This is a genomic window from Paenibacillus sp. KN14-4R (genome assembly GCF_052180255.1).
In the GTDB taxonomy this organism is placed as follows: Bacteria; Bacillota; Bacilli; order Paenibacillales; family NBRC-103111; genus Paenibacillus_AM.
Map to the genome: position 1 here is coordinate 3,211,835 of NZ_CP197466.1, position 11,807 is coordinate 3,223,641.

The 11,807-nt window shown below is 41.6% G+C and carries 13 protein-coding genes; 4 read left to right on the forward strand and 9 right to left on the reverse strand.

Going from position 1 to position 11,807, the window contains the following annotated elements; translation table 11 throughout:
- The first annotated feature begins 101 nt into the window (after window positions 1-101).
- The 3 genes from ACSBOP_RS15770 (at window position 102) to ACSBOP_RS15780 (ending at window position 1,310) form a co-directional block, all read left to right on the forward strand.
- Complete coding sequence (locus tag ACSBOP_RS15770) at window positions 102-431, forward strand: YtrH family sporulation protein (protein ID WP_442601476.1); 330 nt, start codon at window positions 102-104, stop codon at window positions 429-431.
- The gene (locus ACSBOP_RS15775) at window positions 428-931 is read left to right on the forward strand and encodes a hypothetical protein (protein WP_442601477.1); all 504 of its coding nucleotides are present in this window, start codon (window positions 428-430) and stop codon (window positions 929-931) included. The genes ACSBOP_RS15770 and ACSBOP_RS15775 overlap by 4 nt, the downstream gene beginning before the upstream one ends.
- 82 nt (window positions 932-1,013) lie before the next feature.
- Window positions 1,014-1,310 carry a YtpI family protein gene (locus tag ACSBOP_RS15780; RefSeq protein ID WP_442601478.1) on the forward strand — a complete coding sequence of 99 codons (297 nt, stop codon included), beginning with the start codon at window positions 1,014-1,016 and terminating at the stop codon, window positions 1,308-1,310.
- Here ACSBOP_RS15780 and ACSBOP_RS15785 read toward each other — a convergent pair.
- The 9 genes from ACSBOP_RS15785 to ACSBOP_RS15825 all read right to left on the reverse strand — a co-directional run bounded on the left by ACSBOP_RS15785 (window position 1,307) and on the right by ACSBOP_RS15825 (window position 10,407).
- Complete coding sequence (locus tag ACSBOP_RS15785; protein WP_442601479.1) at window positions 1,307-2,647, reverse strand: DRTGG domain-containing protein; 1,341 nt, start codon at window positions 2,645-2,647, stop codon at window positions 1,307-1,309. The two genes, ACSBOP_RS15780 and ACSBOP_RS15785, sit on opposite strands and share 4 nt — an antisense overlap.
- Before the next feature lie 95 nt (window positions 2,648-2,742).
- Window positions 2,743-3,018, reverse strand: a complete 276-nt coding sequence (locus tag ACSBOP_RS15790) for a hypothetical protein (RefSeq protein ID WP_442601480.1) — start codon at window positions 3,016-3,018, stop codon at window positions 2,743-2,745.
- 85 nt (window positions 3,019-3,103) lie between these two features.
- A complete protein-coding gene (locus ACSBOP_RS15795; RefSeq protein ID WP_442601481.1) occupies window positions 3,104-3,934 on the reverse strand; it encodes a PRD domain-containing protein in 831 nt (276 codons plus the stop codon).
- Window positions 3,931-5,385, reverse strand: a complete 1,455-nt coding sequence (locus tag ACSBOP_RS15800; protein ID WP_442604498.1) for a PTS transporter subunit EIIC — start codon at window positions 5,383-5,385, stop codon at window positions 3,931-3,933. The genes ACSBOP_RS15795 and ACSBOP_RS15800 overlap by 4 nt, the downstream gene beginning before the upstream one ends.
- A 37-nt stretch (window positions 5,386-5,422) precedes the next feature.
- Window positions 5,423-6,253, reverse strand: a complete 831-nt coding sequence (locus ACSBOP_RS15805) for a carbohydrate ABC transporter permease (RefSeq protein WP_442601482.1) — start codon at window positions 6,251-6,253, stop codon at window positions 5,423-5,425.
- Window positions 6,254-6,268: 15 nt separating this feature from the next.
- The gene (locus ACSBOP_RS15810; RefSeq protein WP_442601483.1) at window positions 6,269-7,219 is read right to left on the reverse strand and encodes a carbohydrate ABC transporter permease; all 951 of its coding nucleotides are present in this window, start codon (window positions 7,217-7,219) and stop codon (window positions 6,269-6,271) included.
- A gap of 88 nt (window positions 7,220-7,307) precedes the next feature.
- Window positions 7,308-8,681, reverse strand: coding sequence for an extracellular solute-binding protein (locus ACSBOP_RS15815; RefSeq protein WP_442601484.1), 1,374 nt, complete (start codon window positions 8,679-8,681; stop codon window positions 7,308-7,310).
- A gap of 226 nt (window positions 8,682-8,907) precedes the next feature.
- Window positions 8,908-9,240 carry a YlbF family regulator gene (locus ACSBOP_RS15820; protein WP_442601485.1) on the reverse strand — a complete coding sequence of 111 codons (333 nt, stop codon included), beginning with the start codon at window positions 9,238-9,240 and terminating at the stop codon, window positions 8,908-8,910.
- A gap of 12 nt (window positions 9,241-9,252) precedes the next feature.
- A complete protein-coding gene (locus ACSBOP_RS15825) occupies window positions 9,253-10,407 on the reverse strand; it encodes a DUF445 domain-containing protein (protein WP_442601486.1) in 1,155 nt (384 codons plus the stop codon).
- 185 nt (window positions 10,408-10,592) lie between these two features.
- Here ACSBOP_RS15825 and ACSBOP_RS15830 point away from each other — a divergent pair, with 185 nt between their 5' ends.
- Window positions 10,593-11,780: a YheC/YheD family endospore coat-associated protein gene (locus tag ACSBOP_RS15830; RefSeq protein ID WP_442601487.1), complete on the forward strand. Its 1,188-nt coding sequence runs from the start codon at window positions 10,593-10,595 to the stop codon at window positions 11,778-11,780.
- The last annotated feature ends 27 nt before the right edge of the window (window positions 11,781-11,807 follow it).

Below are 11,807 nucleotides of genomic sequence, written 5' to 3' on the forward strand. Positions count from 1 at the left end.
CCGTAACTCAACCTTATCTTTCCTCTTATTTTATCATAATTGTGAACCCTCGTCCCATAAGATGATAGTATGAAACCAATCCATGGAGAAGGTGAACGAACATGTCATTCCTGACGAAAGTAATCGTCGATTTCTGTGTTGCATTTGGGGTCGTACTTGGCGGCTCCATGCTTGCTGGCATTGCGGCTGTGATAACCCTTCAATCGCCTACAGTCAAAATGCTTCTAATTGCTGAAAACATTAAAATTTGGGCGATGGTAGCAGCGGTTGGAGGGACGATTGATCCAATTCGTTATATTGAAAGCAATTTTCTTGAAGGCAACATCACACCCGCGCTCAAACAAATACTGCTTATCGTAGCAGCCTTTATCGGCGCTCACATCGGAACGACATTGATTGCATGGATATGCCGTGGAAGCGGGCAATCGTGAATAATCACCCTCCTATAAGTTGGAAATCACTACTTGCCTCTTTCAGCTTATTTGTATGTGGAACCATTATCGGAGCTGCTCTATTCATGAGCCTTCATCAATACAATTTCGATAAGCTTGTGAATGAGAACGATAGACTCCGTCGTGAAAATAAAGAGATCCAGGATGATAACAACAATCTAATGAAATATCAGAAGAACAACTCATTAATCAAGCTGATTAACGTGTATTACACAAATGATTCGAATGAGAAATTAAGCGACAATGTCCAAGAAGAACTAGAGAAACGCGTCAAGACAGAACTCAAGATCATCCGTGGGCAAAAAATATCATCGGCTAAAGGTGCCACACCTATCTATGAAAGGCTTATCTCTGATAAAACGTTCTATAACGTTTTTGAAAAGAACTATCGCGTGCATGTCAAGTTCATAGAGCTGATCGAAACGGAATTAAATGTATGGTTTACCGCCAAAGAAGCGCCTGTCAACCCACCTCGCTAATCGTGAAAATACGGTGACAACTAGTTGCAATTGTGAGATAAAAGCACTAGAGTAAAAGAAAAACACCAAAGGATGATCTTTGATGCTTGACGCCATTCGTATGATTTTATTCGTACTCATTATCATTACGCTCGTATTATCTGTCTATTATTCTTTCCGTTATCGTAGAAGTACAGACCCGAAGAAGCGCGGCATAAATGCTGCTCGAATGAATATTTGCATGGGTTTCATGCTCGTCCTCATCTCGATCACACAACTCTTCTTTTTTTCAGATACGAATGTACGCCGTATTTTCGGCTCTGTGTGCTTACTGCTCGGTTTGTTTAACTTATTCTCCGGCATCCGTAATCTCAACTACTTCAATCGTAATCAAGGTTAAGATTGATCGATAAATTGGGCAGTTAGTATCGCTTTGGCAACTAACACACCACTATGGTGGATCGCAACGTCGATCTTTCCAAATTTACGTGAAACTTCGATTATTGTTGGACGAATTTCAATTTCATCTTCAATTTGCAGCGGCCTCACAAAGTAACTCGACATATTGTCGAGTACGAGGTCGCCTTTTTTATATTCTTGCACAACACGATAAGCTGCTTGAGTCATTAACGACATGAGAACACCTTCTGAAGCGGTTCCAAGATGATTCGTCATCTGTGGCGTGATTAAACCGCTAAACACGAGGTCTCCCTTTTCATCCTGCTCCTCTTTAAATCCATCCCACATGAGCGCTTCGAATGTTTCCCCATGTTGAGGCTGCTTCTGCATGTGCTGCATCGCTTTGAGTACATCTTGTCTAGAGATCACACCAATAATTTTACGATGATCGTCAACAACAGGCAGCAGATCAATCCCTTCCCACACCATCATGTGCGCTGCTGATGCAACCGAAATATTCCTGCTCACCGTAATCGGATTGCGTGTCATCAGCTTATCCACGGTTTGATCACTACTGGCTCTAACCATATCCTTCGGTGTTACCATCCCGATAATGCGCTGTGATTCATCAACAACGGGAAAACGACTGTGTCCTGTTTCTTCTAATAAACGCTGCCAATCGCTGCGTGTTGAATGACTTTTTAGCGTATACAATTCACTCGGCGTACTCATTAAGATATCCTCTACTAACATAATCTTCTTCATGATGAGGCGATCGTATAAAGCTCTATTGATCATAGAAGCTACAGTAAAAGTATCATAGGAGCATTGAATAATTGGCAATTCCAATTCATCAGCCAGTCGTTTCGTTTCTTCAGAAGTCTCAAATCCACCTGTAATCAGGACTCCTGCCCCATTTTGAAGCGCTCCTGTGTGTGCCTTATAGCGATTACCTACGATAAGCAGAGAGCCTGGTTCAATATAGCGCATCATCGCATCTTGCTGCATGGCACCAATGACAAATTTATGCAGCGACTTTTCCAGCCCGCTTGCACCACCGAGTACTTCCCCCTCGACGATATTCACCACTTCACCAAAAGTCAGCTTATCAATATTGTGCCTCTGTTTTTTCTCTACACGAATGGTGCCAACCCGCTCCTTGGTTGACACCAGCCCGATATTTTCCGCCTCTTTAATAGCGCGATAAGCAGTCCCTTCACTTACGCCTAGGTATTTGGATATTTTACGAACGGAGATTTTACTGCCTAAATTTAAGCTATTTATGTATTGCAGAATCAATTCATGTTTGGTGATCATTTCTGGATTCTTCTCACTCATCTGTTACACCCCAATAATAATCTCTGTTCTAGTCTGTATGACCTATTATATCAAATCCTAATCATGATACTCTAACAAAAAAAGCAGCATTGCTGCTACTTTCGTACTTGAAGCATTTTTCTCTTTCCTAAAATCCGCTGTTCGGTTTGCCATTGCCTCATTTTGTGTATATTACGAACTTGTTTCTTTTTCTCATCCACTGCAACCATTTCCTGAAAATTGGCAGCGATAATAAGAAGAGCGAATAGGAGCCATACCCCATTAAACACCGTATTCAGTGTCCAACTCGCTTCAAATATCAAATGAGGAATCGCATAAAGCAGCATCCCAAGTGCTAAGCAAAAATAAATAACTCGCTTCAATCCTTTCATAACTTCCCCTCCCAACTGAACTTGTACACTTCTCATACTTGTACACTCCATTGTATGAAGGGAACATCCGAAACATGCTTTGGACTTAGGCGTGATGGACATTAAATCTTTCAATATGTAAGGTTAAAAAGCCAATCTCATCTTCAGCAACAGGTTGATGAAGACGTTTTTCAATAGCTTCCGACAAATGCTTTGCTTTTTCATATGAAACCGTATATTCTTCTTTAATTTTAGACAGTAAGGGGTTGTGAATCGTCTTCTGCTTGCGCACACGGTCAATTAAACTTTTCAGATGGGATATAAAACGAATCGTCGAGAAGCTGCTTTCAAAAAAGATCCCAATCGCCCTTGCTTCCTCAATGACCTGCGATACAAGGCGTACAAGTTCCAGGGAATCGACTGTTCTTGATTTAGTCCGAGAAGCATGGAAATGCATAGCGAGAAAGGCGATTTCATCATCTGGCAGCACGACATCCAATTGTGTATTCAAAAATACGACCGCTCGTTTGGCAATATCATATTCTTCACTATATAAATGCTGAATTTCATAGGCAAAAGGATTCGTGATCGCGATTCCTCGTTTTGTTCGCTCTACTGCAAAGTTGATATGATCAACTAGCGCAGCATGGATTGTTTCCGAAAACTCGCCTTCCAATTGGCCTTGGGCAAAAGCAATCACTTCTTCGGTCACCCCAATAATTTTGGAGTCGACCGCAGAAAGCACTTGTTCGTAATGTTCGAGTACTTCAGAAGTATGGATTAGAAATTCCTGCGAAATCTCAGATTCGTCAAGCTTCATCCCTGGAGTACGCTTAAACCCGATTCCTTTTCCAAAAACGATCGAATTTTTACCTGTAGAAAGCTTCGCCATCACGACATTATGTGATAACACATGTACAATTTTTCTCGTAATCATACAAGTCCCCCTACCCGATATGTAGACAACCTTTTTTCGATTCCATCCTTAATTAATTCCGAATCTGTCCCGAATACGATATGTAAATTACCTCTCCCCATCTGCATGACCCCGAAGGCTCCAGCTTTCTTCAGTTCAACTTCATGAACAATAACATCATATTTTAACCTCAATCGAAGTCTTGTAATGCAGGCTTCTACTCCCATAATGTTGTTCATACCACCAACTTGCTTCAGCACAATTGTGACTCGCTCCTCGGTTGTATAAGCTCTCTGCTCAGCAGGTATTTCTTCCATGTTTGAATCCTCCGCAAATTCCCGTCCTGGTGTTCTGAAACGAAATAATTGAATGAGTACACGAAATACAAAATAATAAACAACGGCATAACATATTCCTACTAGAAGTAATATTGCCGTATGGCTACCTAAATTCCAATTCAACAATAAATCGATAAGTCCTGCTGAAAATCCAAAACCAAGTTTAATTTCCAACAAATAGACAACTACCATCGAAACCCCTGTTAGAAGGGCATGAACTGCATATAAAACAGGCGCCGCAAACATAAATGAAAACTCAATGGGCTCCGTCACACCTGTAAAAAATGATGTTAATCCTGCACTTAGTAAAATAGGAACGACCACTTTACGTTGGTTCTTATGTACGAACTTCATCATAGCAAATGCTGCTGCAGGCAGACCGAACATCATCACAGGGAAAAAGCCTGTCATAAACATCCCTGCACTGGGATCTCCCGCAAAAAATCGTGTCATATCCCCATGAACAATTTCACCGGAAGTATTCGTATAATCACCAATCTGAAACCATGAGATCGAATTAATAATATGATGAAGTCCTGTTGGAATAAGTAGGCGATTTAGTAATCCATAAATAAAGACGCCCAAACCACCTGCTGACAAGATTTCCATACTTAATAAGCGAATCGCGTGTTGAATCGATGGCCAGATGAATCCCATACCGACACCAACCATAACCATCGTAAGAGAAGATATGATCGGAATGAACCGTTTCCCTCCAAAAAAACCAAGAACCGCAGGTAGTTTAATATTCTTATAATTCCGATAATAGTAGACGACAATAAGTCCGGTCATCATACCTCCGAGAACACCCATGTCCATGCGTTCGACCACTTGACCATCTGCACCTACGATATCGAAACTGGCTAATACTTTACTAAATACTAAATATCCCACCGTTGCAGATAAAGCTGCAATTCCATCACCAGCAGCGAAGCCAATCGCAATCCCAATCGCAAAAAGCAGGGGTAAGTTATCAAAAATAACCTCTCCTCCTGCATGACATACTTTTACTATTTGCTGCAATAAGCCGTTCTCGAACGTCATTCGACCTATTCGCTGTAAAATGGCTGCTGCAGGCAGCACAGCAATTGGAATCATTAGCGACCTAGCAATCGTCTGTAAAAACCCTAATATTCTCAATTTAATTGTCATAAGCTGCCTCTCACTTTTCTTACTTCACAGCTCCAGCTGTAATACCGCCTGCGATTTGTCGTTGGAATAACACGTAAACGATGAATACCGGAATCATCGAGATCACAAGCGCTGCAAATAAAGGACCATATTCAGTCCGATACTGCATCTCCACCTGCATCACGGCAATGCCTACGGGTAAGGTGTACTTTTCTGGACGACTGACGAGTACCACCCCATAAATGTATTCATTCCAGATGGTTAAGAAGTTCATAATGGCTACAGACATTAGACCTGGCTTCGATAAAGGTAGCATAATTTTGAAAAATGTTCCATACAAAGAAGATCCATCAATCGATGCTGCTTCTTCAATCTCCCTTGGCAATGTTTTGAAGAAACCAACTAGAACAAAGATGCCAAATGGCAATTGATAGGCTGCATATACGAGAATGAGCCCAAACAACGTATTGTTCAAATTTAGCGAGCTTAATAGGAAAAATAATGGAACAAGTCCCATGATGAGTGGAATCATAAGTGCGGATACATACATCAGGAATAAAAAACCTCTAAGTTTAAATGCGAATCTAGCAATTACATAGGAAGTAGAAGCTGATAATATCAGGGCAAGCAATGTACTACACACCGTCACAATAACGGAATTAATAAGAAAATTACTGATGTTGTAGTTGTTCCACACATTCGCAAAGTTCTCCCATACGAGAGGAATATTAGGCAAATCCCAAGGTTTCCCTAGTACAAACTGCTGATTGTTTTTCAATGAACCCATCAAGGTCCAAAATAGTGGGTACAGCACCATCAGCGCCCAAAATGCTAAAAAGATATATAATATGCCTCGCAAAATTTTATTCATCCCAGCACCCCCCCATTACATCTCGTGAACTTCTCTGCGTAACAATCTAGATAGAATAGCGGTTGTAATCAGTGAAGCCAATAAGATCAGAACACCGATGGCAGCTGCATAACCCATATGGGATTGTCTAAAGCCCATTTGATATAAATAGGAACCCATAACTTGTGTCGCATTATCTGGTCCACCTTCAGTCATGATCCACACGATAACAATGGATCCATTTAATGTCGTAATCGTAATATGAAGAATCGATGTCTTTACTTGTTCCCAAATAAGCGGAAGTGTTACTTTTGTGAATTGCTTACCACCTGTCGCTCCATCAATCTCGCTAGCTTCATACAAATCAGAGGGAATCGATAAGATGGCGGCAATAAGCAGCACCATATAAAAACCAATTCCCGCCCAGATCGAAGGTATTAATAACGACCAGATCGAATGAGAATTACCGAGCCATACCGTATCTACAGGTTTAAGTGTAAATAGAGAAAGGAAGCTATTGAGAAACCCGAGCGATGGGTGATAGACAGCCCGCCACAATACAGCAATAACCGCTACGGAGATAATGTTCGGAATGAAGAAGATCACTCGAAAAAAAGAAGCTCCCTGCACACGCATACGTGTTACAGCTACAGCAAACAACGTTGCAAGCACCACAATTCCGATTACTTTTCCAATGACGAGAAAATAGTCATTCAGTAGTCCCGTGAGAATGATCGGATCACTTGCCATTTCCTTGTAATTATCAAATCCGATAAATTTCATACTCTCCGAACTACCCGACCAATCAAAGAAGCTAACATATAAACCGCGAAGCAATGGATACACGGTGAACACACAGTAAAAAATAAATGTCGGTAATAAAAAGATAGTCATAAACAACATACGATGCCGTTTGGCTGTCTTCAGGCTTGATTTCTTCGTTACCAGAAGCGTATTCTCCGCTGCTCCCATCTTAGGACTAGACATATCTTAACCTCCGGTTCAAATGGAATTAGAAGAGGATAAGGGAAAAATCGCCCTTACCCTCAAGCTATTGATTCCGCCTTATCAAATCTTATTTCTTCGCTTTATTAGCTACATCAACCAGACGTTTAATCACTTCATCCGCCGTAATTTTCTTGGATGTGAAAGCAACGAGCGCATCGTTACGCACTTTTTCATAGTCTTTATTTACTGCTATAACAGGTGCCACGATTGTATTCTTGTCATTGAAGGATTTAGCTGCATCTTTCGCCATGGATCCAGCTTTGGACGTTTCCAAATCTGCTTTTAAGTTCATTGGAACGCCAGATAGCTCCGCCCATTGAACAGCTGATTTTTCAGTAAAAATATACTGAACGAACGCTTTAGCAGCTTCTGGATTTTTCGCTTTCTTCGCAATTGCCATTTGACTTGTATAAGGAACAACAACAGATGGTTTACCAGCATCTTGTGTGATCGATGGAATAAAACCGAATGTGAAGCCTTGTGGAATGTTAGCCTTCATTTCATTCTCAACCCATAGACCGTTCGGAATAAATGCATCTTTGTGCTGCAAGAACAGCATTTGGGAATCCGTGTGATTAATACCAACAAATGCTGGATCGATAAGGCCTGCATCACGAACTTGCTCCAATTTTTTCAAAGCTTTCTTGTACGGATCAGAGGAAAATACAGTTGGATCAAGCGCTTCGATCTTCTTCAGGATAGAAGCATCGCCATTATTTTCCGAGATGATTGCTGAATCTAAGAAACCGCCACTGATGTAATACGGATACATGCCTGTGTAAATGTATGGATTCACGCCTGCACCTTTAATTTGCTTCGCCACTTCCAAAAAGCTTTGGAAATCAGTTGGTGTTTTCCATCCTTTATCTTTGAACCAAGCTTTATCATAGAATGTTCCCCAGGAGCCGAATACAAGCGGAATTGTGAATGTTTTACCGCTGTAATCAATCGGCTTAGCTAACAACAAGTCTGAAATTAACTTGCCATCTGTATTTTTAGCTCCCTTGAACCAATCTGTAATATCCAGGAGCTGATCGTCTTTTACCATTTGTGCTTCACTGGAACCCGCTCCGTCAATGTACACGACATCCGGTGGATCTCCTTGAATCCAACGAGGTTGCATTTGATCGTTGATTTTCGGACCTGCAGATTGTTTGATTTTCAAATTCGGATGCAATTTACCGAACTCTTCAACCATCTTCTTCCACCAAGCATCTCCATAACCACCAACGAAGTACTGAATCTCGAAGTCTCCTTTGAGGTTATCTGCCGCTCCAGTAGGTGTTGCAGCTGGCGTTGCAGCCGCTGTTGCTGCTGGTGTAGGTGTAGCTGCTGCAGATGTCCCAGGTGTTGAAGCGGCCTCTTTAGTACCACAACCAACACTAACAGCAAGCAAGGAAGCGATTACTGCCCCAGATAATACAACTTTTTTCTTTTGCATCTTTCTACTCATCTCCCTTTTATTCGAAAATTTGCTGTCACTCATACCGCCTCACATGGGTTCGTTTCAGTCAAAATAAACACAGAAAAAGGGCATAGTTAAGAAGAATAGTATTCTTCATAACTAATGCCCTTTCGGTAACATGTTATTGGTTTAATATGAATTTATCACGATCATACATGAAATATATGGAAGCGTCAACAAAATTATCAAACCCAAACCCTTATTATGCTAGATCCTGGAATGGAGCAGCAATGATCTTTTGTACATCTTCCATCATCACCGACAGGCGACGTTCTGCATCGAATAACTCTGCAATTACCGGATTAAGACCTACAACTTCGAACAATTTTTGAAGTTTTTGCATTTCCTCTTCCTCAGGCATCTGACCTGTCATCATTTGATTTTGCAATTCAGCTTGACGCGTTCTGAAATCTTCCAGCATCTTTTTAGAATCTGCATCCGCTTCTACCTTTTCTTTTGCCGCGTGCATGGCTTGGTACTCCGGGCACGATCTAATTGCTTTTGCTAGTTCATAAGCTTTGTCATGTAAATTCATTGTTAAATCCTCCTATAAAATAATTTGGATAACTCCAATTAAGCAGCCAAGTACGACACCGAGCCACGTAATTGCACGAAACTCTTTTCCTGATAGACTCAAGATGATCATCTCAATTCGCTCAATCGGAAAGTTGGCAACTTGTTTTTCCACAATCGCAGGTAAGTCAATCGCATGAATCACTTGATCCATTCTTGATTCTAGGAATAGAAGTGCTTTATCTACCATACCAGGGATTCGTGTAGACAGCCAATTCGTACGCTCTGGGGTGAGCAGATCACACACTTTCATATCACCTGCGCGATGAACCCATGATTCCCAAGGCATAAAGTTGTCCATCTGCTGCTTCGCCCAGTCTAGACCCTCCCCATTAGACAACCATTGCAATACAGATTCTACTGTCATTTCCTCGTAAGTCGTTATTTTGCGAAGCAGGAATTTCTGTATGCTCTCTTGCACAGAAGGTGCATCCAATTGCTCGAACAAGGCGGTACGTACCTTATTCATCATTTTGTCTTCATCCATAAACATACCCGCAAGCGCGCCTAAAAATCCGCCAGACTTCTCCAGAAATTGACCTGAAATACGACGAAGCATGCGTTCACCGTTAAGCGTATTCAGCTCTTTCTTCAATTCTTGAACAAGAGAAGTCACAAGCACTTTAGATATACCTAATTTGCGCTCTTCATCCCAATTCGGTACGCATTCCCGCAGCTGCTTATGCGCGATGCCACCTGATGACCATAACCGGTCTACAGCTTCATGAGTACGTCCTCTTAACCAACCTGCAAGCTTTTCCTCCCATGCTGCAACTTCCGCATCAGGCAAAAACTGCTGCGCAAGTTCACGAATGGTCCGTTCTTGCCTGCTGTATGAAGTAAGCCCCTCTGTTAACTTACGTTCAATCATCATTCGTAATTCAGGACTACGAAGCGCACTTTGAAGCCCTTCTGAGGTTACAAGATATTCACCTACTACATTACCAAGGGATTGTCCAATCTCATCCTTACGTTTTGGAATTAGACCTGGTGTAAATGGTAACTTGCGCCCAAATACGTAGATGGGATGACGTGGATGAAACAACATTTTAATTGCCAAATGATTGGTTACACCGCCGATGAACCCAGCAATTGCGATACTCGCTACATTTGTCCATAAAGGATTCATTTCATTTTTCCTTCTTTCTTCTACAAACACCCTAGGCGCGCCAAGCACAAAGGGATCTATGTCCTCATATGATGAAGGAGTAATGGGGCACTTATTCCCGCACCTTATTTTATCACAATACAAGGTGAGCTGCGAAACATGTCATTTGCTTCGAATGCTTTCAATCTACTTAAACGAGGTGGACCATGAAGTCTATATCTACAAAATTTACAAATCGACTTGTCGGTACCCTCGGTATTATGGCAGCTCAAAGCAGAAGTAGAAGATGTGACTTCCCTTTTGCCGATGGCACTTTTTACAAAGGACTTTCTATTCACAGTCAAGCAATCGGTATAAAAGCTTTCGTATTTTCACCACTTGATATTGATTGGAGTCACAAGCAGGTAACGGGATTTTACTGGGATACGCAATCACAAGCTTGGCAGGAGCAACAGTATCCATTACCTGAACTAATCTATGACCGCTGCTTTTACTCAACACGTCTTATTTACGAACAATATCAGGTACAACGCATGAAGCTTTCCCAACTACCGGGGATACGCTTCTTAAGTCATGGACTTCCAGGAAAATGGGAGATCTATCAGGCGCTCCTTCAAGATCCACAGTTTCATCCCTTCCTACCCACAACCGCTAAACTCTCATCTTCTCAAGATTTGTTTGATTGGATAATTACAAAAGGTGAAGCTTTTATGAAACCAAACGGAGGCAGTAAGGGGCGCGGCATCGTGCGGATCATAGCTACATCTGATATTCATCAATCGTTTTTAGTAACAGGGAGAAATTATCGCAATGACCTCTTAACTCATACTTTTTCGGACTATACTGCTTTATGGAAATGGATTCAATCATTCGTTGGTAAACGTGATTATTTAGTTCAAGATGCTTTAAGTCTACACACCGATGATGGAATCCCATTTGATGTTCGCTCCTTAGTACAAAAAAATGGTTGTGGACAATGGCAAACAACGGGGATGGCGATTCGATGCGGGGCAAAGGACAGCATCACGGCTAATCTGCACGGTGGTGGTAGTGCGATCGCACCAATTCCTTTTTTACGAGAACGTTATGGGATAAAGAAATCTCAACAGTTAATGAAACAACTTGCCATCTTATCCAATCGAATACCAGAACACTTAGAGCATTATTTCGGCAGATTAGCTGAGCTCGGTCTGGATTTTGGGATAGACGCAAACGGACACATATGGATCGTCGAAGCTAACTCCAAACCTGGGCGATCTGTGTTTACGCAAATACACAACAAAGAAGCGCAGGAACAATCGCTTGAGTGTCCGATTCATTATGCCCATTATTTAATGCATCAAAAAGGCAACACGCCTTGGAGATCGCATCAGATCGCAACAGTTAGTCGCTAATCGCATCATGTTTAGGAGGGTAATCTA

Coding starts and splice junctions, on each gene's coding strand:
- ACSBOP_RS15770 (WP_442601476.1), top strand. CDS start 102: ATGTCATTCCTGACGAAAGTAATCGTCGATTTCTGTGTTGCATTTGGG.
- ACSBOP_RS15780 (WP_442601478.1), top strand. CDS start 1,014: ATGCTTGACGCCATTCGTATGATTTTATTCGTACTCATTATCATTACG.
- ACSBOP_RS15785 (WP_442601479.1), bottom strand. CDS start 2,647: ATGAGTGAGAAGAATCCAGAAATGATCACCAAACATGAATTGATTCTG.
- ACSBOP_RS15790 (WP_442601480.1), bottom strand. CDS start 3,018: ATGAAAGGATTGAAGCGAGTTATTTATTTTTGCTTAGCACTTGGGATG.
- ACSBOP_RS15795 (WP_442601481.1), bottom strand. CDS start 3,934: ATGATTACGAGAAAAATTGTACATGTGTTATCACATAATGTCGTGATG.
- ACSBOP_RS15805 (WP_442601482.1), bottom strand. CDS start 6,253: ATGAATAAAATTTTGCGAGGCATATTATATATCTTTTTAGCATTTTGG.
- ACSBOP_RS15810 (WP_442601483.1), bottom strand. CDS start 7,219: ATGTCTAGTCCTAAGATGGGAGCAGCGGAGAATACGCTTCTGGTAACG.
- ACSBOP_RS15815 (WP_442601484.1), bottom strand. CDS start 8,681: ATGCAAAAGAAAAAAGTTGTATTATCTGGGGCAGTAATCGCTTCCTTG.
- ACSBOP_RS15820 (WP_442601485.1), bottom strand. CDS start 9,240: ATGAATTTACATGACAAAGCTTATGAACTAGCAAAAGCAATTAGATCG.
- ACSBOP_RS15825 (WP_442601486.1), bottom strand. CDS start 10,407: ATGAATCCTTTATGGACAAATGTAGCGAGTATCGCAATTGCTGGGTTC.
- ACSBOP_RS15830 (WP_442601487.1), top strand. CDS start 10,593: ATGAAGTCTATATCTACAAAATTTACAAATCGACTTGTCGGTACCCTC.